Source organism: Sulfurospirillum sp. 1307 (assembly GCF_054408545.1).
Genome location: NZ_CP176011.1, coordinates 1888601 through 1914917, shown reverse-complemented (window position 1 = coordinate 1914917; position 26317 = coordinate 1888601). Strand labels below are relative to the sequence as shown.

Below are 26317 nucleotides of genomic sequence, written 5' to 3'. Positions count from 1 at the left end.
CCTATCCAAACCAGATTACTCTTACTAATCCAATAATTCCGATTAGTGTTGGTAATTTCATTAAAAAATCAACTGCTTGATCTACTTTATATCTTCCATAAACAACACCTATGAAAATAAGTGTTATAAATATAGCAAAAGTTTTAAGAACTAACATCACAAGATTATCAGCTCCACCCATAAATAGATCAACAATAAGAACTAATTTTGCAAAAGAGAATATAGAGTTTTGTGACATTAAAAGTGCTAAAAACTTTCCACTAAACTCTGTTGCAGGTCCTGAATAAACCTCTTGAGGAGCTCCTGGTATATCAAAAGGAGATGCTCCCATAAAACCTATCATTGATATCATTGCTGCTATAAAAAGAAAAGGATGATTTATAGCATTCCATCCATTTACTGCTTGATTATGCATAATTTCCACAATATCACTGCTACCATTTGCTATAATCAAAGCAACAATTGCAATATAAAAAGGCAATTCTAAACCCATCAGTCTAGTAAGACCTCTTGTAACACCCATAACACCAAAAGGATTTCCTCCTGTTCCAACAGCAAGAGCGTTACCCAATGGACCTAAAACCATCATATAAAGCAGTACAAAAAGGTTTGTTTGTGAAGTAATTCCTCTTAAAAATTCACCATCACTAAAAAGTGGTACCATAGTAAGAGTTAAAACTGCACCAGTTGCCATGATGATTGGTCCAAGATAAAACATCCAACCATAACTTACACTAGTTTCTTTTCCAAACAGTTTTATACTATCATAAAAAGTTTGATATACAGTCGGACCATATCTTCCTTGAATTCTAGCAGTTATGTTTCTATATAATCCATAATATATAAAACCAACTGCGTAAGCTAACATAATAAGTAAAATAAGTTGTAATATCATTATCTAACTCCTATAAAAAATAGAGCACTAAAGAATAGTAAGATGATTATAGCAGTATTGTGAATATTGCCATAATATAGCCTACTAAACAGTTCAGCAGTTCTTTTTGTTTGAGTTGCTAAAAACTCATAAAAATGTGATGAACTTCTTCTTAGAACTGCACCTACAACAGCAATTCTATGAATTTCTGTTCCCATACTATATCCATAGTGAAGAGGAGTTTTTTTATTTGGTGTTTCGCCACAGTAGCTTATATCAAATCTATCTACATTTTTTACCATTTTTGATCTTAAACTAACTACAAGCAATAGTATTAGAACAAATATGATAGCAAAAGCGCTCATTACAAATAATCCATTAAAATCTCCAACGGCACTTGGAAGGATACTTATACTTTCTACATGTAAAGGTGTTATTAAAAACTGTTTTAGTATAGGATTGATCACATAGACAAACGCTCCAGGGAATGTTCCTATTCCAATAAGCCCAATAGCTAGGATGATTTGAGGTATAAGAAAACTTATAGGTACTTCTTTTTGAGTTTCTAAACCTTGTGAGTTTGGATGTCCAAGATAGATACCATATACAAGTTTGTAACAATAAAGAAATGAAGTAGCACCTGAAAAAAGAATACCAACAAGAATTATTGCAAATTTAGTATCTATAAAAGCATTATAAACCATAAATTTTGAAGCAAATCCACCAAGTGGAGGGAAACCAGCAAGTGCAATGATACCAATAAGAAGCATTACAAATGATACTGGAGTTCTATAAATTAAACCACCTAATTCACTAAATCTAGTTTTACCAGTTTGAGCAATAATTGCTGCAACGTTGATAAATAGTAAAAGTTTTATTATTGTATGAAGTAGAGTATAATACAATGCTCCTGAAACTCCATATACTGTTCCAAGTCCAATTGCAGCTACTATGTAGCCTAATTGAGCAACTGAAGAGTATGCTAATAGTCTTTTGATTTCATCTTGAGTTATAGCTTTGAAAGTTGCTATGATTGATGTTAAAACACCAATAAGTGCTAAAGCATAACCAAAATAAGTTCCATTGAGTAAAGTTCCAAACATTGTCTTTAATTGGTGATAACCAACAATTTCACCATAAATTAAAAATAGTCCAAAAACACCCATTTTTGACATAACACCTGATAGAATAGAGCTAAATAAATCAGGTGCTTTTTCATAAGTATCAACTACCCAGTAGTGAAGTCCAATAACACCTGTTTTAATAAAAAAGCTAAGTGTAAAAAGTACAAGGATGCTTACTTGAATAGCAAATGGAATAGTTTCAAAAGTCATTGAGATTTTTTCAAAATCAAATGAGCCGGCATAAGCATAAGATATAACCATACCTGCTATTAGAAAAAATGCAGAACTTAGTGAAAACAAGATATATTTTTGCATCGTTTTTGTATCAGCATTTTTAGATTTTGATATAAGAAAATAACTACTCCAAGTCATAATCTCCCAACCGATAAACAATGTTATAAAATCTCCTGCAAATACTATTACAAACATTGCAATTGAGAGTAAGAACTGAAGTACATAGTAGCTACATGTAAGCTTTTTTGTTTTTTGAGCTATCGTTACTAAAAAGATAGATACAAATGACAAATATGCAAAAAATGTACCAAGAGGAGTTTGTCTAAGGCTTAGAGTAAACTCATTTGTTAAAACCAAACTCATATCTATTTGGCCACTGTACTGATATAAAAACAGTATTGGCAATAAATTTATAAGTAAAAAGATTGAATTCATAGTCCAACTCCTAATGCTAAGTTTAGATAGTTAGCAGGATGTAAAAGTGCATCTGTTGCCAAATCTGTAAAATGTGTAAGAAGCGATGGCATAAGTCCAAAAAGTAAAATTAGACCAGCTAGGAGAGTTAATAAAACATAATTTATTGCTCCAATGCTTACTTCTTCTTTTATAACTTGTTTGTTATTCATCATAGCAATTAGTCTAAAGAAGTAAACTGCTTCTACGATAGAAACTAATAGTATAAAAGCGATAGCTGTATAGTTTCCAACTAGTGCAAAACCTTTTAAAATTAAAATTTTTCCAACAAATCCACTAAATGGAGGAATTCCTAAAATCGAAAGAAAAGCTATTGCAAAAATAACTGTTAAAAATTTAGATTGGAAATCTCCAAATATACTAACTTGAGTATGTTTAAATTTGCTAATCAAAATTCCAAGTGCTAAGAATATAAGCAATTTCCCAAGTGAATGACTTGTTAGATGAAAAAGTGCACCTGAAATAACTTCATTTGAATTTGAGGATAATGCTAAAAACAGGATACCAAGTTGTCCTAGAGTTGAGTAAGCAAACAGTCTTTTTATATCTTTTTGATTAAGTGCAGTAAACTCTGAAACAAAGAAAGTAATTGCTCCTAAAACCATAACAAGAAGTGTATATTTTTCGCTTAATCCAAAAAGATAAAATAGGTGAAAAAATACAAATAAATATGCTTTTGATACGACTGAGCTAAAAAGACCTGCAACGTGAGAACTACTTCCTTGGTAGATATCTGGTACCCAAAAGTTAAGTGGAAACAGTTCTGCTTTTGTACCAAAACCAATAAAAAGCATAAGTGCGATTAAAATAGCAACTTTTGGATCAATGTCAGCATATTTTTGAGCAATTAAACCAATATTTACAGTACCAATTTGAAGATAAATCAACATAATTGCAAATACTATAAATATTGAAGCGATTGAGCCAACTATAAGGTATTTTATACCAGCTTCTAGTGCTTTTTTATCTTTATTATAAGCTGCTAGTGAGTAAGAACTGATACCTACTATCTCAAAAAAGATATATACATTAAAGATATCGCAACTCAAAATCATACCGATTGTTCCAGAGATTAGCATGTTAAAAAATACATAAAATCTCAATTCATTTTTTGAATCATTCTCTTTAAAGTACCATAGCATATATAAAGATACTACAAGACCGCTAAATGTAAAAATCAGCAAAAAGAGTAATGAAAAATTATCCAATACAAACGCAATCCCCAAAGGAGGTTTGATTGAAAATTGTGATATTTGAGGTAGTGTCATTTTTGTATATTGAAAAGATTGAAAAAACAGTATAAAATTTAGTAATACTGAGCTTCCTCTTAAACCAAAACTTCCAAATTTTTTAAAAAATGGAGCTAGAAATGAAAAAATTACGGGTAGTAAAAAATAATAACCTAAACTCATATCAATCCCTCAATTCATTCATTTTAGATATATCATTGTTACCAGTAAGTTTAAAATACTCGATACCAAATGATAATCCAAGAGCTAAGATTGCAAGTCCAATAACGATTGTTGTAAGAATCATCGCTTGAGGAACAGGATCTACCATATTTGTAAAAGTTTTTAAATTCTCATCAACTATTGGAGCAACTGCACCAGCTTTATAGTGTAGTCCTATAAAAAATATAAACAGCGCTGCTTCCATCATGTCAAATGCAATTAAAACTCTAACCAAATTCTTTTGTGTAAAAACGCCATAAAGTCCTATCGCAAAAAGTGTCATAGAGCCTATTATGATTATTGTGTGTATAGTTTGTGTTTGATTAAAAAATTCAAGCATTTTGCACCTCATTAGCTGATTCTTCTTTGATAAAGTGTTCTATGATAACGCTCATTTCACTTCCAACTTTTATACCAACCAATATATATATGATAGGTATGATACCACCACTGATAAGATCTCCTAATTGACCTACTGGATGAGGTAAAAAGTTTCCAAATATAACGTTTAGTTTAAACAGACCAATAAGTCCTACCAAAACATAAGTTGCACCACTTAGTGATTCTCCAACCGTAAGTATGCTGTGCTTTAAGTTCATATTTGGATTTGCTAAAAATAATAATAAAAATGCACTAGCTATTACAACACCACCTTGAAATCCACCACCAGGGCTTAAATGACCATGAACTATAATATAAACACCAAATAATATGATAACGCCCAATAAAAGCTTACTTGCTGTTCTTAAAATAAAGCTATCTTGATGAATTACTTTTTCATGGATTCTTTGAGATGATGATAACATCAAAGATATTCCTGTTGTTGCAAGAAATAAAACAGTAACTTCGCCTAATGTATCAATTCCCCTGAAGAAAGTTACTACTGAAGTAACTGCATTTGCAGTTGCTGTATCCATGTTTATAGATAAAAATATATCGCCGACACTCTCATGCAAATTTGATTTGATGTTAATTAGCATACCAAGGATACTAAGCATTAGTGCAGAGGATAGTATGGATAAAACAATATGTTTTATTCTTAAATCTTTTTTTAAATTCATGATTGTTGTTCCTCCTTTGAAGTATGTCTAATACCAAGTAAAAATACAACTGTACTAATACCTGTACCAATAACAGCTTCAGTTAGTGCAACATCTGGCGCTTGGAAAATCAAAAATAAAACAACACTTCCTAGACCAACAGCCATGAAGAAGATAACTGCAGTTGTAACATCTTTTGCCAAAATTGAAGCAAGTGCTACAATGATAATAGATATAAATGTAAATAAAATCATAATTCCAATCATGATTCATCTCCTCCTTCTAGCGCGTCTGCATTACTTGTATTGTAAATATGGTCTTTAAATCTTCTATATGTATTCATTGCTAAAATAGAAGAAGATATAGGATTAGTTATCAATATAAAAATAGCCAATACTATAAGCTTAAAAGTCCATTGTGGCATAAAACAAGCAATCGATAAAATCACTAAAAGTGAACCAAGAGTAGAAGCCTTTGTTGCAGCTTGCATTCTTGTTAGAGTATCAGGCATTCTAAGAAGGCCAAGACCACTAATAAAAAACAAAATAACACCTAAAAATCCAAGAACATACCCTAATATATCTAGCATTATAGCTCCTTATTTAAGAACTTTGCAAACACTACTGTTCCTATAAATCCTATTAAACCAAAAACAAAAGCAATGTCTATATATAAGCTTTTTTGGAAATAAAAAGATAATACAACAAGTAGTGATGTTGCTATAATACTCATTGAATCGAATGCAACAACTCTATCCGCAAGAGTTGGCCCTTTGACAAATCGAATCAATGTGAACATTAGAGATAAAGCTATAAGTAAAATTAGAACATTTAGCATACTTACCTCACTATAAATTTTTTTGTAGATTACACTCAAATTGCTTTTTAAAACATGAACTTGGATAACTATATCATATAATTAAAATTACTTTATGTTAGAAAGGCCTTTATATAGGCATTGTCATATCTTTGTCATATATATAAAATTAATTTTATAAAAGTAAATTATCTTTTAATCTAATGAAATTTTTTTTAAATTTTTTTTTATCATGTTTTTTAGCTTAAATTTGAGTTTTAATAAAAAATGAGAATACCTAAAAATGGAGTATTTTGATTTTTTCTATATTTTTAATTAAAAAAAATAATTAATTAAATAAAAAAAAGTTATCTAATTTATTGAAAATAGTCATTTATTTTTCACTTATTTTAATGTATAATGACGAAAATTTTTGAGGAGGGATAGTGAAAAAGTTAGTTATAACAGCACTTAGTGCTTCATTGTTATTTGCAACAAATGGTGACAATTTAATAGGTCTTGGGGCTAAAGCAAGGGCAATGGGAGGAGTTGGAATTGCAACACATTTTGGGGCAGAAAATGTTTTAACAAATCCAGCTATGGTTGGAAAATGTAAAGCAACAGAAATTGATTTTGGTGGTACACTTTTTATGCCAGATGTTAAGGCAAATGGAGTATCTAGTGATGCAGACATGAGTATCATGCCAGAAGTTTTTTCATCAATGAGAGTAAATGAAAATTGGGCGTTTGGTGTAGGAATGTTTGGTGCTGCTGGTATGGGTGTTGATTATAGAGGTACAGCTTCTCTTATGGATGCAAGAACTAGTTTAATGCTCATGAAATTTGCTCCTACTATCGCTTATCATTCAGGTGATTTTGCAGTTGGCGTAGCTCCTGTTATGCAGTATGGATCTCTTGATATTTCTTATGACATGAGTTCAATGGGTGGAGGATCTGTTGGTGCAGGTTTAAGTGAAGATTTTGGTTTTGGTTTTGCAGTGGGTGCTAGTTATGATGTTATGAAAGATTTAACTTTTGGTATAGTGTACAAATCTGAAATTGATATGACTTATGATAGAACTTTAAGCGTAGCATCTTCTCCATTTGTAGGAATGGGTGTATTTTCTTCAGCATTTGCGGATGATTTAACTCAACCAGCGGAAATTGGTGCAGGCGTTAGTTATGATATAGATAATTTTAATGTTTCTTTTGATTACAAAAGAATTATGTGGGGAGAAGCAAAAGGATATAAAGATTTTGGTTGGGAAAACCAAAATGTATATGCCTTAGGTGCAAAGTATGAGAAAAATGGTACTTGGTATGCTATTGGTTATAACTATGCTAAAAATCCAATAAAAATTCAAGATGCTACAACAGCATCTGGTGCAGCTTTGAATATGTTTAATTATTTGATGTTCCCAGCTACTAGTGAACAACACTTTACGCTAGGTGCTGGAACTAATATAACTAAAAATTTATCTTTAGATTGTAGTGTAGTTTACTCTCCAAGCAACGATGTTACTTTGAATACAACAATAGGTTCTTTAAAAATCGAACACCAAGAAACTTCAGTTGCCTTTTCTATGAGGTATAATTTTTAAAATCAAACTGAGTTAGTATAGCTTTTAGAGCGTACACACTTATCGAGTTTCCTATGATCTTATAGCATTGTCTTTTGCTAAGCTTAGTGGGAAACTCGAAATCTTCAAAACCCATCAGTTTTAAAATTTCATCTGGTTCAAAAAACCTAACTCCATCTTTACATGTAAGATAAGCTCCAGAGTGCATTAGTGATTTTGAGTAAGATGAGGTAAAACATGTAGTATAGGCATTTTTATCATTTTTATCTAAAATTCTAAAACCATCTTTAAATTTTTTTAATTTTTCTTTTGGAAGCAGATAAGGCTCTTTTGGCTCATTTATAAATTCACTCAATTCTTTACATGTAGAACTTTTAATCATAGGTTTTAATGGTTTAAGCGAAGCACAAAGATAGTACCTCATGCGTCTATTTGGGATTCCAAGTTCACTTGGACACAAAAGAGTTTCGCTTATGTGATAGCCACATTTTTTAAGAGTATTTACAAGTAAATCTCTTCCTTTTGAGTTTTTAAAGCCCTCTACATTTTCAAATCCTATATGAAGAGGAGGGTTTTTTGTGATTTCTTTGAGTATATGTTTAAAGCTGATACTTCTTGGATCTTCAAGCTCTTTTTTAGCTCCTTTTGAAGTATAAGGCTGGCATGGAGGTGACATCCAAACAAAGTCAATATTATTTAGCATTGTATGGCTAAACTTTTCTAAGTTAAATTTTTCTGCTTTGTGATTGAAGTTATGGTTATATGTTAAAAGAGCATTGTCATTTTGGTCATATGCTTTAGTAATATTTATACCAAAAGATTCACTAGCTTTTGCAAAACCTCCTATACCGCAATATAGCTCAATTGCTTTTATTGTAGACAAACTCTGTTTTTCCCGCTTTCTTTTGCATCATATAGCGCTAAATCTGCTCTTTTAATTGTATCATCGATTTTTTCATCTTTTTTGAAATCATAAGAAGTAAGACCAATACTTACTGTAAATTTTATATTTTCAACCTCTAAAGCTTCAATATTAGCTCTTATTTTTTCAGCTATCATTTTAGCATTTATTATTGTTACTTCGGGAAGCAAGATTAAAAACTCTTCTCCACCAAATCTAACAGGTATATCGCTATTTCTTATGGTTTTAAGAACTTCTTTCGCAAGTGTGATTATGACCTTGTCTCCCACATCATGCCCGTATGTATCGTTTATCTTTTTAAAGTTGTCTATATCAAACATCAAAAGAGAAAGTTCACTATTTTTATTTTGGCATCTTTGAATTATTTTTGGGGCTACTTCGTAAAGATATCTTCTATTATATAATTGAGTCATAGGGTCATGTGTTACTTGCTCTTTGAGTTTAACTTGAGTTTTTCTTAATCTATTATTGAGTGTTTTTATAAAATAAATGATTAATAAAAATGAAAAAATAACGCCTAAAAGGATAAGGAAAAAGTATTTTAATCTATTATTTGCTTGATTTGTCAGGTTTTGATTATCCATGACAACATTCAAATATCCGGCACTTTGGCCAATTTTCCAATGTGTATGACACTCTATACACTCTTTTTGTACAGGAATATCATAAAAAAATTGCGACTCTTTTTTGTTAATTATATGTGTTTTTCCGGCATGATCATAGCTCAAGTTTTTAGGCATCATTACATGACAAGCACTACAATCCTTTGATTTAATGTTTTCAAAATATTTATACTTTTTAGGAAATTTATCATGATTTCCCATATTGTTTTTACTAAAAGTCCAATCATCTCTTAGGTAGCTTCCATTTGTTTTGATATATAACTCTTCATTTGGATTGATTAGTTTATCTCCTTGTTTTAAAAAAGGTAATCCAACTGACATTTCATTTGATTTATACGTCATAAGAGTATCTGGAGTATATAAAGCTACATATTTTACATTTTCAAGATTTCCTATCTTATCAAGTACACCTTGAAATACATTTCTTTCTCCTTTTTGCAAAGAGTGTCTAGTATCTGTTACGAGTGCATTTAAGATTGAGTAACCACTTTTTCTTATATTTTCTTCTAGTTGAGTTTTTTGGAAAAAATATAGAACAGACATTAATATAAAAGCAAAAACAATGATACTAATCGCTAAAACATTGATTTTATCATAACTATTTTTCAAAGTATATTTCCTTTAGAGGCTCAATCACTCTTTCATCATAGTATGAGCGAAACATAATTTGTCTTGGAAAATGCTCACTTGCACATCCTATACAAGGATGTCCTGCTTTAATGCAGTTGTTTGTATTTCCATTGTGTCCTGTTATCATACAATCACTTCTAGTAACTGGCCCTTGGCATCCAAGTTCTAAAAGACAACCAGGCTCTCCAATTTTAGTTGCAAAAATATCTTCTTTAAATTCATTGTAATGAATGCATGTTTGATGGATTGTTTTTGAAAAAAACTTTCTTGGTCTCTTAAAAGAATCAAGAGGAGGAAGTTTTTTAAATTTTATATAATAAAGTATCGTATAAGCAAAATGCTCTGGCTTAATTGGGCAGTTTGGAAGGTTTATTAACGGAGTTTTTATATTGTTTTTATCTAACACTTCCATAAGAGGTGAAGCACTGCTAAAAGCTGTCCCCATATTTGTCACTCCCCCAAAAGAAGCACAAGTTCCAACTCCTATACATGTATTTGCATTTTTTGATAAATCAATTATCCAATCAACAAATGGCCTATCATTAAATAAGCAAGCATGAGGAATTTTTGCTGGGATTGAGCCTTCTACTACCAATAAGTACTGATTTTTTAATTCTTTTTGTGTTTTTTTTAGCAGTTCTTTAATATCTTCAGAATTTGTTAAAGAGATATTTGGATGATAAATGATATTTACAAAATTAAGTATAAAATCAACAAATGGTATATCTTCAAGGTCAGTCATAGAAAGAGTACACCCTGAACAAGAAGCTCCTTGCATCCAAAGAAGATTTGGCTTTTCAAATTTAGTATCCTCTATCGCCATCAAATCATCAAAACTAAAAAATGATGATGCACCAATTCCTACAATAACATTATATATCTGTTTTAAAGCATCTCTTCTAGTCATTTCAATGCACCGAACAAGCCATACAAGGATCTGTTGAGCGAACAATCCTTGCTAATTCTATCGGGTTTTTTGGATCTTTTATTTTAGTTCCAACTAGCATTTTTTCAACTGCACCTAATGAATTTTCACTGTCTTTTGGAGATATATTCCAAGTTGTGGGAGAGATGACATTATAGTCTTTTATCAATCCTTGTTCATCTATTTTTATTGAATGAATTAAAGGGCCTCTTGTAGCTTCAGTTAATCCAATACCTTTTATATTTGGAGGAACTTCGTGGTCTTCATAAGCATTTACTTCTGGTTCAACTTTTTTCAAATCCTCTTTAAGTTTATCTATAATTATGTAAGATATAAGAGCCCTACTTATATGCCTTCCCATCACAGAGTTATAATCTTCGAAATTTATATTTAATTCTTTATTTATTTTATCTATAAAAGCATTTATCTTTGGTCTTTTCCTACTAAAGTATGTGGTTATCAATCTTGCGATTGGTCCTACTTCTACTACTTTTTTGTCATATCGTGGAGCTTTAGACCAACTATATTTGCCATCATTTTTTATTTGCTCTTTTTTAAATGTATCATAATCTATTGGTTTTGTTTCATCTTCATAGTAAGAGTATTTTATATCCTCTTTTATTTTTGAGATATTGATTTGTTCATATTTAAAATCACTTACAAATCCTCCAACAAACAGTTGATTTTCGCCATTTTCATCTGGAAAATAAGGAGCTGAAAGATAATTTGTATAACCTTTTCCGATTTTAAAATAATCTTTATATTTTTTAGAGATTTCTATAACATTTGGAAGATATTGATTTTTTATGAAATCTTCAGCGTCCTTTATGAGTAGTTTATATTTTTGTATCATTAATTCAGTTGGAATTGTAGTAACTCCTCCAGCTTCAATTGTAACAGGATGAGGAGATTTTCCTCCAAAAATAGCTACTGCTTTATCAAGTTTAAGCATTATCTCATAAGCTTCTAGATAGTTTTTTATTGAAAAAAAGTCTAAATTTTTATCTTCTTGATAAATGCTTTTAAAGTGTTGTAAAAAAGGAGTCATTGGAAAAATTTTGTTGCTTTTTTGCTCTTTTTCTACCCACTTTTTAAGTTTTAGTAGATTTTCATCATTTCCTTTGTAACTCAAGATAGAATTTATATCTATAAAATCAAAAACACTCATAAGATAAAAATGAAAAAGATAATCGTGTATTTGATATGCACCAGTTATAAGGTTTCTTAAAAGGTAGCCATTTTTATTTGGTTTTATTCCCATGGCATTTTCTAAAGCTAAAGCCGAAGCTTCTGCATGAGCATAGTTACATGTTCCACAAATTCTTTGAGTTATTTGAGTAGCAGTTCTCGCATCATAGCCTATCATAGCTTTTTCAATACCTCTGTATAGTTGAGCAGAACATTTAGCATCGGTTATAGTATCGTTTTGTATTGTTGTTGAAAATTTTAAATGGCCTTCAATCCTCACCAAAGGGTCTACTATTATTTTTTTTGGCATTTTATTACTCCATATAACCAGCAAAATAATTATACTACATTTTCTTGGAGTTTTCTATATTTTTTTATTAAGAATAATTATGAAAGTAAATTTTAAGTTAAACCGTATCTGCGAGTTTTTTTTAAACTAAAATACTATTTTAAAGTTTGAGCCAATATTTTGTGAACTCTCAATTTCTAGTTTAAAATCATGTAGATTTATGATATTTGATACTATAGAGAGTCCAAGTCCCAAGGAGTTGTTCCAATTGTTTTGTGATACTCTGTAAAATTTTTTAGTGATTTGTTCCAACTCTTTTTTAGCAATCCCTATACCACTGTCTTTTATGGATATATACTCTTTTGTTATTTCTACATGTACATCATCTTCTGAGTATTTTAGTGCATTTTCTATAAGATTTAAGATTGCTACTTCTAGGAGTGTTTTATCTGCATCAATGCTTATTGTATCTTTTTCTTCTAAGTTTATATTTCTATTTTTATAATTTTGCATAATGTCTTCAATTGTATTTTTTACTAGTGCATTTACATTTACAGTACTTTTATTGAGTCTTAATTTTTTTTCATCTAATTGAATAGAAAGTCTTAATTTGTCTATTAGTAAAGATAGTTTTTCTCCATTGTTATGGATTTTTGTTAAAAATTTTTCTCTTATATTTTCATTTATGTTTTTATCATCCAAAAGTGTCTGAGAGTAGCCATTTATAACGGCTATTGGGTTTTTGAATTCGTGAGAGATTGCTGAGATTATATCATCTTTTTGTTCGCTTAATTTTTTAAGTTTTGCTGTGTACTTGGCTTTTTGTTTGTCTTTTTTATATAAAATTCTTGAAATTTTTGTTAAAAGTTTTGTGATTTCATAAAACTCTTTTGAAAAGTTCGAATTTATAAATAATTCCTTTTTTTTCTTAGTTAATTCAGTCAAAAATCTTAAAATTTTAAGTGTTTCTTTTTCGATATTTACGCTAATTTTATATGCAATGAAAAAAGCAATTATAAAAAATATAATAAGAGCAATACCTATTTTGATAGCTAGTGAAATAAGTCTCTCATAAATCGGATTTATCTCCTTGGCCATTCTTATATAAAGATTACCAAATTTTTTTGCTACATAAATCAAATCTTTGTTGATAGTGTGAGAATGTCTGATTATTTTGCCATACTCTTGATTTTTAGCTTCAAGAATTTCTTCTCTGTATTTATGGTTATCCATAGTTAATTTGTCTTTATGAGATTCTGCTATAACTGTTCCATCTAATTTGATGATAGTTAATCTTGTATTTATAGTGTTTTTTATATCTTTTGCAAGTTTATCTAAATTGGCACCATCTTTTACATGTATAGAAACGATATTGATATTTTCTAAAAGAGAATTTTCTATTTGATTTATATACATATCTTTTAGCCATACATATACTATAATGCCGACTATATTGAAAAGTAATATAAAAAGAAGTATAAACTTTCTAAAATAGATTTGATGAAGTTTTAACAAAGCTTGTAACCTTCTCCTCTAGCTGTTTTTATATAATTTTTTTCACCACTTGGGTCTATTTTTTCTTTGAGTCTTTTTATAGCCACATTTACGGTTTTACTTTGTTTATCAAAGCTATCTGGCCATACTTTTTCCAAAAGTGTACCACGACTCAAAATAATATTTGGATTTTTCATAAACTCTAAGAGTAATTTTTTCTCAAGTGTAGTTAAACTTTTTTCTTCGCCATCTATAAAAAATGTTTTATTTAAAGAGTGATATGTAATATCTCTAAATTTTATAACTTCATCATCTTTTTGTACTCTTTTTAAAAGAGCTCTTACCCTTGCTTTAAGTTCGAGCGTATTGAAAGGTTTAGTTATATAATCATCCCCACCTCTATCAAATCCTTCAAGTATATTTTGAGGGCTATCTTTTGCACTTAGATAAATAACAGGTATATTATAACCCTCTTTGCGAATAGAGTTGATAAAAACGGAGCCTTCTTGTGACGGCAAATTTCTATCCATCAAAATCAAATCAACATTTTCTTCATCTAAGATATTCTTTACATGTAGAGTATCCACACAGCATATACACTCGTATCCATCACTGCTGAGTGTATACTCTAACAAATCTAATATGTCTTCTTCATCTTCAACGATTAAAATAGTTTCCATAAGTAAAATTATACCTTTTGAAGAGTTCCACCAACCTTAATGTAAACTAATAAGTTAGCAATGCTTATAGTTCTATCTGCTATTTTAGCACTTTTTCTAAAAGCTCTTAGGATTTTATGAATCTTTTCAAAATCATCAACTTTTTTGGAATCTTTTAAAATATTTTTTTCTAATATTTCATATAAGTCATCAGTTTTATTTTCTTCAATTAAAACTTCATTAAAACAATCTCTTATTTCATCAGGACAATCTACATGAAACATACCAATAGTAATATCAAGAGCCTTTATAGTTGAGCGTTGTAGAGGCATTGCATACTCATTGATCATATTTTTATCTATGTCTTCACAAGTATCTATAAAACCTCTTATAAAACTTCTAGTGTTTGTAGATGCTCTTGAAAGTTCAGTTGTGATTTTTAAGTATGCAACAACTTCTCTTAAATCTTTTGCTTCAGGGGCATAAAGAGCCAAAAGTTTTATTATGCTATTGTCAATATTGTTTAATTTATTTGTTGTATTTTTTATATTGGATTTTGCTCCTTCAAAAGTGTCCTTATTGCACTCTTTCATGCCTTCTAAAATCAAATCATTTGCTTTTTTAAGTCCTTCAAAAATATTTAAGATATCTTTTTTAACATTTTTAAGTTCTATGTCATAGTTTTTTATCATCCGAATCTCCCTGTTATATAATCTTCTGTTTGTTTCTCATTTGGATTTAAAAAGATTGTTTCTGTTTTGTCAAATTCAATCAAATCTCCAAGATACATAAATGCTGTATAATCACTAATACGACTTGCTTGTTGCATGTTGTGAGTAACAATAGCAATGCTTACATCTTTTTTTAGTTCTACTATAAGCTCCTCAATTGCACCTGTACTTATAGGGTCAAGCGCACTAGTTGGCTCATCAAAAAGCAAAAGTTCAGGTTTTACTGCAACTGCTCTAGCGATACAAAGACGTTGTTGTTGTCCGCCACTAAGTCCCATAGCAGATTCATTTAATCTATCTTTTACTTCATTCCATAAAGCACTACCTTTTAGTGCATTTTCAACTTTTTCTCTTATTTCATCTTTGTTTTTAAGACCAGCTATTTTTAAGCCGTATGCAACATTGTCAAATATACTCATTGGAAATGGAGTTGGTTTTTGAAATATCATACCAACTTTTTGACGAAGCTCTATGAACTCGTTTTCTTTTTTAATATCAAGTATATTTTCCATCTCGTTAGTTTGTGTATTTAAAAGCTCAATTTTGCCATCATAGTGATTTCCAGGGTATAGGTCGTGTATGCGGTTCATTGATCTTAAAAGCGTAGATTTTCCACAACCACTTGGCCCAATTAGAGCTGTGATTTTGTTTTTTTCTATTGGTAAGTTTATATTTTTTAGTGATGGTGCAGGAGCCCCTGCGTAAGTAAAACTAAATTTTTTTATATTCATTATTATATCAGACATATTTTAACCTTTATTTCTTGTTATAAATCTACCTGTTAGGTTTATGATTAAAACCATAACAGTAAGTATAAATGAAGCTGCCCAAGCCAAATCACGGCTTGATTTTTCAGGTTCATTTGCTAAGTCATATATACTAACAGTAAGAGAGGGAAATGCTTTTGTTAAATCCAAGTTAAAATAGTTACTTGTTTCACTCGTAAAAAGAAGTGGCGCAGTCTCTCCAACAATTCTAGCAAATGCTAGTAGTATACCAGTCATAATCCCAACTTTTGCTGATTTTATAACGATGTCAATGATGACTTTGTATTTACTAGCTCCCAGTGCAATCCCAGCTTCTCTAAGCTCTTTTGGAACGAGTGAGAGCATACTGTCAGTTGTATTTATGATGATAGGAATCATCATAATAGAAAGTGCAATTGCTCCAGCAAATCCACTTGTTCCACCAGTTGGTACAACTACTAGTGCATATACAAAAGCACCTATTACAATCGATGGAGATGAAACCATTATATCACTTAAATTTCTAATTATATTTGCATATTTACCTTGCCCATACTCTCTTATGTAGATTCCAGCTATCATTCCAAGAGGTATTCCTACTAGACTTGCAAGACCAGCTAGAATTAATTGTCCTATTATGAGATTTCTAAGCCCTCCATTTACAAGATCATTTAAAAACAGACTAAAATGAATTGAGCTAAGACCTTGTATAAAAAGAGTGATTAGTATCCAAGCTAAAAATGCTAAACCTAGTATTGCTGCAAATGTTGAAAGTCCCAAAACAAATTTATTAAGAAGTAGTCTCATTTTTTATTTCCTCTTAAAAAGTAGAATTTAGCGATACTAATGACACTAAATGAAATGATAAAAAGTATAAGTGCGAGATAAAAAAGAGCACTCTCTCCTAAACCACTTGCCTCACCAAAGTTAACTGCCATTGCAACTGGTATAGAAACTGTTGGGCTTGTAATACTTGATGGTATAGAATACACTGAACCTATCAAAAAAGCAACAGCCATAGTCTCACCCAAAGCTCTTCCAAGTGCTAAAATGATTGAACCAATTATGCCAACTTTTGAATATGGGAAAATGATATCTTTTATAACTTCAAACTTTGTAGCTCCTAAAGCATAAGCTGATTCTTTTAGAACATCAGGAGTTGTATTCATACTATCTCTTGTAATCGCTGCCATAAAAGGAAGTATCATTACCCCTAAAACAAGTCCAGCAGTTAAAAGTGATACTTGATAGCCTCCAAAAAGGTTTGAAATAATTGGTGCAAAATAGTAAAGCCCCCACATACCAAATATGATACTAGGAATTGCTGCAAGAAGTTCGATTGCAATTCCAACTATGTGAGAGATTTTTTTTGGGGCAAGTTCAGCTAAAAAAACAGCAATTCCCATAGCTATGGGTAAAGAAAAAACTAATGCTATAAGAGTAGATAAAAGAGTCCCAATAATTGGTACTAAACCACCAAAAACTGTTTTTGTATTTGCATTGTCTTCGTCTATAATTTCATCTTCATCAGCAATTATTTCATCATCATGGTGGATATTTGCTGTTTCATTTTCTAACCGAATTTCTTGATTCCACCTAGAATCAGTTATAAATCCCAATCCAAACTCATTAATTGCAGGCTTGGCAAATTCAAATAGAGTGATAAAAATCGCAACTAAAACCACCAAAACAAGCGAAGCACTAGTAAATGAGATTTTTTGAAAGAGTTTTTCCATATAAGTATCCGTAAATTTATAATTTTACGGATTTTATAAAAAAATGGTTACAATTTGGTTACATTGTTGAATTATTACATGTAATCTGGTTGCAAATTATACTAGCACCAGTAGGTGTAGTTCTTTTTTTTGATTCTTTTTTTAGACTACCTATGATTTCATCAAACTCTTCTTTTTTTATGTTTGAGCATATCTCTATAATGGCGCAAGATACACTTAGTAAATCAAACTTTCTCTTTATATCAAATCTATCTTTTATTTCAACATAACCTGCATCTCTATCTTCTTTTGAGTACAAAGATGAAACTTGGTTTTTGAAGCTTTCTTGTACTTTAGATATCAATTTAAAAACATCTTCATATGGCATATTTTTAATACCAGCAAAAAAGTCATCTCCTCCGATATGAGCTATAAAAAAGTTGCTACCTAATTTTTTCTTTAAAATATCTCTAAAAACAAGTATGGCTCTATCACCTTTTCTGAAGCCATAAGTGTCGTTAAATGGCTTGAAATTATTAAAATCAAAATAAATTAAAGAGTAAGTGTCTTTTGCATTTGGTTTAAAGACTTTGTTGAGGTATAGCTCTATTGATTGATTACCAGGGAGTTTTGTTAGAGGATTCTGTTCAGATACTATTTCTATGTTTCTTTTATATGAAAGGTTAAGAAGATTTTTTAAGTCTATATAGCCATAATATTTTCCATTATCTAACATAAAAATACCATTTGTGATATCTGTGTTTACATTATAAATTTCCAAAATTTTATCAACTGTCCAATTAATATCAGCAGATACTATATGATTTATATGTTTTTCTACTAATGATTTAAAGTTTGTATTGTGAGCTAATGAAATACCGTATTGCGAGTATGACAAATCTCTTATATCTTCTTCTTTTATTATGCCTTTTAAGGTGTTTGTTTCATCAATGATTGGAACAAAAGATGAATTTTTATGTTTCTTAAAGTATCTAAATACTGTCATAAAATCTAAAGTTTCTATAGGTAAAGGATTTATATATTTGATTATATGTTTATCTATTGTATTTGATTTTTTATCTCTTAAATCATTTTCATGTAATTTTTCAATTTCATTATATTTAGGTAAAATTTTACTAATGTTTTGTTTGGGTTTTTGAACAAAATAACCTTGTATAAAGTCTGCTCCAATATCTTTACATGTAAAGTACTCTTCTTTTGTTTCTATACCTTCAGCTATCACGACTATACCCATTATATGAGCTATGTTTATGATGTGAGTGCAAAAAAGTCTTTTTTTATTGTCATTTTGTATGTTTTGTATAAAAAATCTATCTATTTTTATGAAATCAGCTTCGGCATAATAGAGCATTTGAAATCCAGATACTCCAGTTCCAAAATCATCAATAGCGATTTTGAAACCACTTTGCTTATATCTTTTTACAAGGTTTGAGACAGAACTAGGATCTTTTAGTGTTCCTCGCTCACTAAGTTCAAAACATACCACCTCTTTTTTTAAGTCAAATTTTTTTAAGATTAACTCAGTATTGCCTATCTTAAAATCAGGGGCATATAAAATACGGTTATCTAAGTTGTAAAAGATTTTTAGTTTTTTTATATCTATATTAGAAAACTTTTTGATAGCAATATGTCGTAATTCTATATCAAGTTGATATAAAACACCATCATGAAATGCTTCATCAAAAAGAGCAAATATAGAGTGAAACCCACCTGCTTCTTTAAAGTTTCTAAGAAGTGCTTCAACTGCATAAATCTCTCCACTTTTTATATTGACTATTGGTTGAAAAGCAAAGTCTAGCTTTTTTAGTATTTTTATCCATTTCTCATTTAGCATTATTATCCTCCACACAAGAATAATACTACTTGTTTATTTCAATTTGGTTACTAATTATAGTAAAACATAATTGTATTTAGTTTTTATGTTGTTAGATTTTATGTACTCTAAAGTGTAGTGGCTTGCATGGATGAAGTATGATTTTTTTGCTTTTAATATATCTAAAATTTCACTTGCTTGTTCATAGTTAAGATGATTTCCATTGTCAAAATTAGGAGCTAAACAAGCGTCTATGTAACACTCATCTATATCAAAGCTCATTAAGTACTGCATAGATTTTTCTTCTATGCCAGCACAATCAGTTAGATAAGCTATGGTTTTACTATCTGATTGGATGAGATATCCAGTTGTATTTTTTGAGTGTTTAAGAGGAATCGGAGTAAAGCTAAATTCATTTAATATGATTGGCTCAAATGGTTTGTTTTGTATAAAACTTATTGATTTAGGATGCTTATACAAATCAGCAAATCCTTTCTCATCTTTTGGGTGATAACAATCAATCTGACTACTACCATATCTAAGCCTTAAAAGACCAAGGCAGTGGTCTGCATGAAAGTGGGTTAAAAATATAGCTTTTATTGTTTGTTTATCAAAAGTTGTAGATATACTATCATGTCCAGCATCTAAAAGTATTATTTCACCATTTTTAGACTCTATATAAGCACAAGTTGCTAAGTTTACTAAGTTTTTGCTTCTGTATTCTTGACATACACTACATGTACAATTAAAACTTGGAATTCCACCACTATCAGCTGTCCCTAAAAACTTTAGTTCCATTGAATCCCCTTTAAAAGATTTACAAATTCTTTAGATGACTCTTGTATAGACTTGTCATTTTTAAATTTGATTAATCTATTTGCCTTAATTGTATCATATACTCTATTTAATCTTTGTTGTATTTGTTCTTCAGTTTCTCTACCTCTACTTTTTAGTCTATCATATAAAATATCTTTAGAAAGTGTTATCTCTATAGTAACAACATCTGCATATAATTTTTCAAAATCACTAATAGCACTTCTTGATACAGATATGATATTGAGTCCTTTTTTTATCTGATTTTTAGCAATTCCATATAAGTTTTCATGGGCTTCCCAAGTAGAGACAAAAAAATCATTATCTTTTAAAGTATTAAATGCTTGTTTATCTACATAGTAATTGTTTTCACTATTTGAAGGTATTCTGTTTATATATCTAGTAATAAAGTTTGCATTGATTTTGTCTTTGATAGTTTGTAATAACGTGTCCTTTCCGACACCACTTGCTCCTACAATTAAAACTATTTTATGCATATTTTTCTACAAAAGACTCTATATCTTTGAACTCTTCTAAAGAATTTTTTATTTTATCTTTATCCCAGTTCCACCATTGTATCTCTTGTAATTTGTCTATGATTTCTGAGTTAAATCTGAACTTTATAATCTTAGCAGGATTACCAACAACTATTGCATAAGCAGGAATATCTTTTGTAACGATAGCACCACTACCAATAACTGCTCCATTTCCTATAGTTACACCTCCCATAACAGTGACATTGTGTCCTATCCAAACATCATGTCCTACCAAAACTTGTTTTTCTCTTCTATGATTAAAAAACTCTTCATCATCTAAACCAAAGCCATACATCTCTTTTCTGTATAACATATGATGTTGACAAACCCACTCTTTTGGATGTTGCCCTGGATTTAGTCTTACATAAGAAGCAATATTGACAAATTTACCTATTTTAGAGTATATGATTTGACAGTTCATGCTTGTATAACTATAATCGTCCATAAAACTTTCAGTTATATCATTATATGCTCCAATTTCCACATACTTTCCAAATGAGGATTCTACTAGAGTGGTATTTTTTCCTATAAATGGTTTATCACCTAGTATTTTTTTCATATTTTAAAACCTCTTATCCCATTGTAAACTACTTCTCCACTTTTAAAAGTCAGAACGATTTTTGGAAAATGAGACTCATCAATAACAGCGATATCTGCTAGCATATTTTCTTTTATCTCACCTCTATCTTGAAGATTTGCAAGTTTTGCTGGAGTAGTACTTATCATAGAAAACCCATCTTCTAGATTTAAATTTACATCTTCTTTTAATCTGTATGGACTAAGTAGCATCGATGAAGGGTGATAATCACTACAAAGATAATCACAAACTCCCTCTTTCACAAGCTCTTTTGCAGCTATATTTCCACTCTGGCTTCCTCCCCTTACAACATTTGGAGCACCCATACCTGTACTTATGTTTAGGCTTTTTGCATATTTTGCTACTTCTACACTGAGTGGAAATTCAGAAAAAGTTACTCCAAGTTTTTTTAATGTGTTGATTTTCTCCTCGGTATCATCATCATGACTCAAAACTGGTAAATTATGTGACAACCCAAAGTCAACCAAATCTTCAACAACACCAATTTTATCTTTTGAATTTTTACTTTTTATATATGTCTCAACCTCATGTTCTTCTATCTCATAACATGCCAAGTGGTGTTTTTTCCAACTCTCTAGTGTTTTAAACTGTCCTTGTCCAGGGGAGTGGTCCATCACTGAAAGCATACTTACTTTATCTTCTTTTATAAGATTTTTAATAGTATCTATTGAGCTATGGCTTGTGATTTCAAACCTTACATGTATAAGATTGTCAACCCCTAGATGTGATTGATTTGCTTTATAAATTTCTTCTATCAATTCTTTGGATTCTTTTGTACCTCTACCTTTATGAAGCTCTTCATCATTAAACCCAACAGCATGATACATTGTTGTAATACCTGACATTGATAGTTTTTTATCAAGCTCAACTACTGCCATTTGGACAGGAAATCTAGCTCCAGGACGTGGTTCTATCTCTTTTTCAATTGCATCTGAGTGTAAATCAACAAAACCTGGAACTACTCTTCTCTCACCTAAATCAATAGCTACATCTATTGATTTGTATTTTTGTACAGAAGTAATTATTTTTCCTTGTATAACTATGTCTGCAGCTTTAAATTTACCATCTATTAGTACATTTTTACTTCTAATTATAGTTTGCATATTTTTTTTCCTTGATATCAAATACTTTATCACTTATAGCACTCATAGCTTCTAAGTCATGAAAAATGCCAACCATTGCAACACCTTCTTTTTTTATCTCTTTTAGTTTATCAATCACTTTCATAGTGTTTATTTTGTCCAATGAAGCTGTTGGTTCATCTAAAAGAAGAACTGATTTTGGAGCAATGATACCTTTTGCTATATTTACTCTTTGTTGCTCACCTCCACTAAAAGTCAAAGGAGAAACATCAAAAAGTTCATCTTTTATAGATAAATAACTAAGCATCTCTTTTGCTTTATCTCTTGCTTTTTCTTCAGATTCTCCTTTTTCTATCAAAGGAGTTGCTACAACATCTACTGCACTAATTCTTGGCAATATTTGTAAAAACTGTGATACATAGCCAATCTCATTTTTTCTAAGCTCTAACATTTGACTTTCATTACAAGTTGCTATATTGACGATATTTCCATCTTCTTTTGTAAATAAAATATCACCTTTAGTTGTTGTATATGTTCTATATAGTGCTTTTAATATAGAAGATTTCCCCATGCCACTTGGTCCAAATAAAGAGATAAATTCGCCATTTTTTACTTCAAAGTTTATATCTTCATAACCTTTTATTTCTAAACCACCTCTACTATAAATTTTAAAAGTTTTTGATAAATTTTCTACTTTTATTTTGTACATATTTTCCCTTTAAAGTACACTAGAAACTAGCACTTGAGTGTAGGCATGTTGTGGATCTTCTAAAATCTGATCTGTTAGGCCATACTCCACAATTTCACCGTTTTTCATAACTATACAGATATCTGTTAAGTGTTTTATAACACCTAAATCATGAGAAACTATAACCATAGAAAATCCTATCTCTTTTTGAAGAACTTTGATAAGATCTAGTATTTTTGCTTGTACAGATAAATCAAGTCCTGTTGTAGGTTCATCAAGAAGTAAAATTTTAGGATTACTTGAAAGGGCTTTTGAGATTTGGATTCTTTGTTGTTGACCACCACTAAATCTATCCGGATAATCATCAATCCTGCTAGTTGGGATTTCAGTTTTATCTAAAAAGTATAAGGCTCGCTCTCTAATGTCTTCATACTTTTTAGTGCCACTCATGATAACTTTTTCAGCTATGTTACCACCTGCACTAAACTGATAGTTCAGCCCTAGCACAGGATTTTGATATATCATAGACATGAGTTCATCTTTTAGGTATCCTAGTTCACTTGCATTGGCTTCTAAAACATTTTTGTATCCGCCTAGTTTATCTACAAAACTATCCATATATAGGATACCACTAGAGGCTTTTTGATCTTGGTATATGAGTTGTAAAAGAGTAGATTTTCCACTTCCACTCTCTCCCACTATTCCTAATATCTCGCCTTTTTTAAGATGTAGGCTTACATTGTTAACAGCTACGACACTGCCACAGTGAGGACAAATCGAACTATCGAATTTTTCGCCTGTTGATTCTAAACATTTATCACAAAAAGAGCCATATACTTTGCATATATTTTTTAAATCTAAAATCATAGTTTACCTTCTAATTGTTTATCACAATAGGCTGTATCGTTACAGTAGTATTTGACTTTTCCATCATCAGTGTGAACTTCATCCATAAACACTCCACTTGCACCACATCTTTCGCATTTTATATTTTCAAATTTTTCTATTTTGAACTCTCTATCTTCAAATTTTAAAGGTTCTACTTTTGTATAAGGAGGTAAGGCATAAATCTTTTTTTCTCTTCCTGCTCCAAGTAAGATTAGCCCTTTGTTTTTGTTTAGTTTCAAAGTATCATACTTTGGTATTGGGCTTGGATCCATAGCATATCTATCGTTTACCATAACTGGGTATCTATGACCGATACGGCTATCGCCAAATTGTGCAGTATCTTCATATAAAAGTACCCACAATTTAGCATAGTCGCTATTTGCATGCATGATTTTTTGTTTGAAACTGTCAGCTTCTACATTTGTTAGCACTTCTGGTTCTGGAACTTGAAGTACAAGTATTTGCCCTTCGTTCATAGGCTCTTCAGGAACTCTGTGTCTACTTTGAATGATACTTGCTTCATTCATATCAACTGTAGTTTTAACTTTTGTAACAGAAGAGATAAAGTTTCTTATATTAACAGCATTTACACTTCCATCACAACCTTGGTCTATAACTTTCAAAGTATCTTTTTCATTCATGATAGATAGTGTAACTTGAAGACCACCTGTTCCCCAACCTCTTGCGATTGGTAATTCTCTTGAGGCAAATGAAACTTGATATCCAGGAATTGCAATAGCTTTTAATGTGGCTTTTCTTATCTCTTTTTTTGCATCTTCATCTAAAAAGGCATATCTCATTTAGTTTTCTCCTTTAGAATGCTTTTGGGCATTTGAAAATACTTGTAAATCAGCTTGAAATGTCACATAATGTGGCAATTTGTAGTGATTTGTAAAGCCCATAGATTCTATTCCATCTATATGATGAACTATCATTTCAAAGTTATCTGCTATACTACCTTCACCTATGGTGTGAGCACTGTTGTATAAAGAAGTATCAAGTATGGCCATGCTTATGGCTTTTGTTTCATTAACTCCAAAACAAAACCCGTATCCTGTTGAAAGTTTTGTTGATCCATCTTCTTGTTTCTCAAAAGTTGCTGCTACTTCACAAGATGTTGCTTCTATTTCACAGATTTTCACCTCTTTTTTTGTAAAAGGGTGAGTAAATTTAACATCACAAGTTCCAATTCTAAGATCACCAATAGTAGGATGCACATCACCATAGCCTCTCATAGTAGTATATGCAAAACCTAACATACTTCCACCTTCGCCTCTGCTCATGATTTGCATAACAGCGCTTCTTGGGTAAGGTGGTGCTGGAAAAACTCTTGTGATATCAGAAGTAACTTCATCTTTTTTTAGTGTTTTTACAAGGTTTTGATCTCTAAGTGGTTTTAGTGCAGATTCTACAAAAACATCTTCATCACTATACATACTCCATAAAGTTTTATTTGATGCCTTTTTTAGTATTAGTTTTACTTCATAGTCATTTGATGGACCCAAAATCTGCCCACCTTTTATGTCTTTAAAAGCAGATGAGATTCGTCTTGTTACTCTCATATCATCTGTATTTATTACTTTTGCTATGCCTACTCTTGCACAAGAACTCCTATGGGCTCTTAAGAAAAATGCTGCATTTAGTAAGTCTCCACCACTTTTTTGAATCGCAATGGCAGATAATTTTTTACTATATAAACTACCTTCACTCATGACTTTGTCTACTGCAAAACTTAGAGATTTTTCTATATCTTTAGGTTTTATTTTGTATTTGAATGTATCATCATAAAATGCTAAAGAATTCTTTATAGCTTCTTCACCACCTTTTATAGCAACATATCCCATTATATTACCTCTACTTTGGTTGTTCTACTTAGTGCTAGTATCTCACCATCATTCATAAGAAAAAAAACTTCTATACCCAACGGATACTCACTGTTTTTTTTCATCAACTCTTCTATAAAATTTTTATCACATGGTAAATTAACTTCTTTGGTATTGTTTATCCCAGGACCACTTAAAACTGCTTTTGTGCTTATGTTATCTTTACATGTAAAGATGAGAGTTGCTGAAAAATCAGGGTTGATATAATCTCCCTTTTTAGCTCTTGTTATTAGGTTTTTTTCCACAACATCACAAAAAATATAATCTGCATTTTCAATAGACTCTTTTTTTGCATTTGTTATAGCTTCAACGATACTCATATCTTCTTTTCCTTCATAAAAAAAAGAGATTTCGCTATATAGCAAAATATTTGCTAATGCTAGAAGATATGAATCATAAAGAGGTTTTATTTTGTCTATATTTCCAGGCATCGATAAAGCATTTATCATAGCTCTAAAATTTTTTCTATTTAATTTTTCTAAATCTACGCTTTTCATATCT

General features: G+C 30.6%; 29 protein-coding genes. 1 reads left to right on the top strand and 28 read right to left on the bottom strand.

Annotated features, from left to right (window positions below; translation table 11 throughout):
- Position 1: 1 nt before the first annotated feature.
- The 8 genes from ACKGJI_RS09715 to ACKGJI_RS09680 are packed head-to-tail and all read right to left on the bottom strand — an operon-like array spanning position 2 to position 5995.
- Positions 2–895 (bottom strand): respiratory chain complex I subunit 1 family protein, encoded by an 894-nt coding sequence (locus ACKGJI_RS09715; protein ID WP_458700091.1) that lies wholly within the window; start codon positions 893–895, stop codon positions 2–4.
- On the bottom strand, positions 895–2667 hold the full coding sequence (locus ACKGJI_RS09710) for a proton-conducting transporter transmembrane domain-containing protein (protein WP_458700090.1): 1773 nt from the start codon (positions 2665–2667) through the stop codon (positions 895–897). The genes ACKGJI_RS09715 and ACKGJI_RS09710 overlap by 1 nt, the downstream gene beginning before the upstream one ends.
- Positions 2664–4118, bottom strand: a complete 1455-nt coding sequence (locus tag ACKGJI_RS09705; RefSeq protein WP_458700089.1) for a complex I subunit 5 family protein — start codon at positions 4116–4118, stop codon at positions 2664–2666. The genes ACKGJI_RS09710 and ACKGJI_RS09705 overlap by 4 nt, the downstream gene beginning before the upstream one ends.
- A 1-nt stretch (position 4119) precedes the next feature.
- On the bottom strand, positions 4120–4497 hold the full coding sequence (locus tag ACKGJI_RS09700) for a sodium:proton antiporter (protein WP_458700088.1): 378 nt from the start codon (positions 4495–4497) through the stop codon (positions 4120–4122).
- Positions 4490–5218 carry a Na(+)/H(+) antiporter subunit B gene (locus tag ACKGJI_RS09695; RefSeq protein WP_458700087.1) on the bottom strand — a complete coding sequence of 243 codons (729 nt, stop codon included), beginning with the start codon at positions 5216–5218 and terminating at the stop codon, positions 4490–4492. Before ACKGJI_RS09695 ends, ACKGJI_RS09700 begins: the two co-directional genes overlap by 8 nt.
- The gene (locus ACKGJI_RS09690) at positions 5215–5463 is read right to left on the bottom strand and encodes a Na(+)/H(+) antiporter subunit B (RefSeq protein ID WP_458700086.1); all 249 of its coding nucleotides are present in this window, start codon (positions 5461–5463) and stop codon (positions 5215–5217) included. Before ACKGJI_RS09690 ends, ACKGJI_RS09695 begins: the two co-directional genes overlap by 4 nt.
- Positions 5460–5786, bottom strand: coding sequence for a monovalent cation/H(+) antiporter subunit G (gene mnhG, locus ACKGJI_RS09685; RefSeq protein WP_458700085.1), 327 nt, complete (start codon positions 5784–5786; stop codon positions 5460–5462). Before mnhG ends, ACKGJI_RS09690 begins: the two co-directional genes overlap by 4 nt.
- On the bottom strand, positions 5786–5995 hold the full coding sequence (locus tag ACKGJI_RS09680; RefSeq protein WP_458700084.1) for a monovalent cation/H+ antiporter complex subunit F: 210 nt from the start codon (positions 5993–5995) through the stop codon (positions 5786–5788). Before ACKGJI_RS09680 ends, mnhG begins: the two co-directional genes overlap by 1 nt.
- A 443-nt stretch (positions 5996–6438) precedes the next feature.
- On the opposite strand from ACKGJI_RS09680, the gene ACKGJI_RS09675 reads away from it, so the two are divergent.
- On the top strand, positions 6439–7593 hold the full coding sequence (locus ACKGJI_RS09675; protein ID WP_458700082.1) for an OmpP1/FadL family transporter: 1155 nt from the start codon (positions 6439–6441) through the stop codon (positions 7591–7593).
- Here the strand turns inward: ACKGJI_RS09675 and ACKGJI_RS09670 are convergent.
- The 20 genes from ACKGJI_RS09670 to ACKGJI_RS09575 all read right to left on the bottom strand — a co-directional run bounded on the left by ACKGJI_RS09670 (position 7574) and on the right by ACKGJI_RS09575 (position 26313).
- The gene (locus tag ACKGJI_RS09670; RefSeq protein WP_458700081.1) at positions 7574–8455 is read right to left on the bottom strand and encodes a DNA cytosine methyltransferase; all 882 of its coding nucleotides are present in this window, start codon (positions 8453–8455) and stop codon (positions 7574–7576) included. The two genes, ACKGJI_RS09675 and ACKGJI_RS09670, sit on opposite strands and share 20 nt — an antisense overlap.
- The gene (locus ACKGJI_RS09665; RefSeq protein ID WP_458700080.1) at positions 8443–9726 is read right to left on the bottom strand and encodes a GGDEF domain-containing protein; all 1284 of its coding nucleotides are present in this window, start codon (positions 9724–9726) and stop codon (positions 8443–8445) included. The genes ACKGJI_RS09670 and ACKGJI_RS09665 overlap by 13 nt, the downstream gene beginning before the upstream one ends.
- Positions 9716–10654, bottom strand: a complete 939-nt coding sequence (locus ACKGJI_RS09660) for a hydrogenase small subunit (RefSeq protein ID WP_458700079.1) — start codon at positions 10652–10654, stop codon at positions 9716–9718. The genes ACKGJI_RS09665 and ACKGJI_RS09660 overlap by 11 nt, the downstream gene beginning before the upstream one ends.
- A 1-nt stretch (position 10655) precedes the next feature.
- Positions 10656–12170 (bottom strand): nickel-dependent hydrogenase large subunit, encoded by a 1515-nt coding sequence (locus ACKGJI_RS09655; protein ID WP_458700078.1) that lies wholly within the window; start codon positions 12168–12170, stop codon positions 10656–10658.
- A gap of 126 nt (positions 12171–12296) precedes the next feature.
- Positions 12297–13664 (bottom strand): sensor histidine kinase, encoded by a 1368-nt coding sequence (locus tag ACKGJI_RS09650; RefSeq protein ID WP_458700077.1) that lies wholly within the window; start codon positions 13662–13664, stop codon positions 12297–12299.
- Entirely contained in the window at positions 13658–14323 is a 666-nt protein-coding gene (locus ACKGJI_RS09645) for a response regulator transcription factor (protein WP_458700076.1), read from the bottom strand. The genes ACKGJI_RS09650 and ACKGJI_RS09645 overlap by 7 nt, the downstream gene beginning before the upstream one ends.
- Positions 14324–14331: 8 nt before the next feature.
- Complete coding sequence (locus ACKGJI_RS09640; RefSeq protein WP_458700075.1) at positions 14332–14994, bottom strand: PhoU domain-containing protein; 663 nt, start codon at positions 14992–14994, stop codon at positions 14332–14334.
- Positions 14991–15779: a phosphate ABC transporter ATP-binding protein PstB gene (gene pstB / locus ACKGJI_RS09635; protein WP_458700074.1), complete on the bottom strand. Its 789-nt coding sequence runs from the start codon at positions 15777–15779 to the stop codon at positions 14991–14993. The genes ACKGJI_RS09640 and pstB overlap by 4 nt, the downstream gene beginning before the upstream one ends.
- A gap of 3 nt (positions 15780–15782) precedes the next feature.
- Entirely contained in the window at positions 15783–16586 is an 804-nt protein-coding gene (gene pstA, locus ACKGJI_RS09630) for a phosphate ABC transporter permease PstA (protein ID WP_458700073.1), read from the bottom strand.
- Positions 16583–17515: a phosphate ABC transporter permease subunit PstC gene (gene pstC, locus ACKGJI_RS09625; RefSeq protein ID WP_458700072.1), complete on the bottom strand. Its 933-nt coding sequence runs from the start codon at positions 17513–17515 to the stop codon at positions 16583–16585. The genes pstA and pstC overlap by 4 nt, the downstream gene beginning before the upstream one ends.
- A 58-nt stretch (positions 17516–17573) precedes the next feature.
- Positions 17574–19349 carry an EAL domain-containing protein gene (locus tag ACKGJI_RS09620; protein WP_458700071.1) on the bottom strand — a complete coding sequence of 592 codons (1776 nt, stop codon included), beginning with the start codon at positions 19347–19349 and terminating at the stop codon, positions 17574–17576.
- A gap of 54 nt (positions 19350–19403) precedes the next feature.
- Entirely contained in the window at positions 19404–20126 is a 723-nt protein-coding gene (locus tag ACKGJI_RS09615; protein ID WP_458700070.1) for an MBL fold metallo-hydrolase, read from the bottom strand.
- Positions 20117–20638, bottom strand: a complete 522-nt coding sequence (locus ACKGJI_RS09610; protein ID WP_458700069.1) for an AAA family ATPase — start codon at positions 20636–20638, stop codon at positions 20117–20119. The genes ACKGJI_RS09615 and ACKGJI_RS09610 overlap by 10 nt, the downstream gene beginning before the upstream one ends.
- A complete protein-coding gene (locus ACKGJI_RS09605; RefSeq protein ID WP_458700068.1) occupies positions 20631–21236 on the bottom strand; it encodes a DapH/DapD/GlmU-related protein in 606 nt (201 codons plus the stop codon). The genes ACKGJI_RS09610 and ACKGJI_RS09605 overlap by 8 nt, the downstream gene beginning before the upstream one ends.
- Positions 21233–22378 carry an alpha-D-ribose 1-methylphosphonate 5-triphosphate diphosphatase gene (locus ACKGJI_RS09600; protein ID WP_458700067.1) on the bottom strand — a complete coding sequence of 382 codons (1146 nt, stop codon included), beginning with the start codon at positions 22376–22378 and terminating at the stop codon, positions 21233–21235. The genes ACKGJI_RS09605 and ACKGJI_RS09600 overlap by 4 nt, the downstream gene beginning before the upstream one ends.
- Positions 22362–23066 carry a phosphonate C-P lyase system protein PhnL gene (gene phnL / locus ACKGJI_RS09595; RefSeq protein WP_458700066.1) on the bottom strand — a complete coding sequence of 235 codons (705 nt, stop codon included), beginning with the start codon at positions 23064–23066 and terminating at the stop codon, positions 22362–22364. The genes ACKGJI_RS09600 and phnL overlap by 17 nt, the downstream gene beginning before the upstream one ends.
- 9 nt (positions 23067–23075) lie before the next feature.
- On the bottom strand, positions 23076–23912 hold the full coding sequence (locus tag ACKGJI_RS09590; RefSeq protein WP_458700065.1) for an ATP-binding cassette domain-containing protein: 837 nt from the start codon (positions 23910–23912) through the stop codon (positions 23076–23078).
- Positions 23909–24733, bottom strand: coding sequence for an alpha-D-ribose 1-methylphosphonate 5-phosphate C-P-lyase PhnJ (locus ACKGJI_RS09585; protein ID WP_458700064.1), 825 nt, complete (start codon positions 24731–24733; stop codon positions 23909–23911). Before ACKGJI_RS09585 ends, ACKGJI_RS09590 begins: the two co-directional genes overlap by 4 nt.
- The gene (locus tag ACKGJI_RS09580) at positions 24734–25777 is read right to left on the bottom strand and encodes a carbon-phosphorus lyase complex subunit PhnI (protein ID WP_458700063.1); all 1044 of its coding nucleotides are present in this window, start codon (positions 25775–25777) and stop codon (positions 24734–24736) included.
- A complete protein-coding gene (locus ACKGJI_RS09575) occupies positions 25777–26313 on the bottom strand; it encodes a phosphonate C-P lyase system protein PhnH (RefSeq protein WP_458700062.1) in 537 nt (178 codons plus the stop codon). Before ACKGJI_RS09575 ends, ACKGJI_RS09580 begins: the two co-directional genes overlap by 1 nt.
- Positions 26314–26317: the final 4 nt, after the last annotated feature.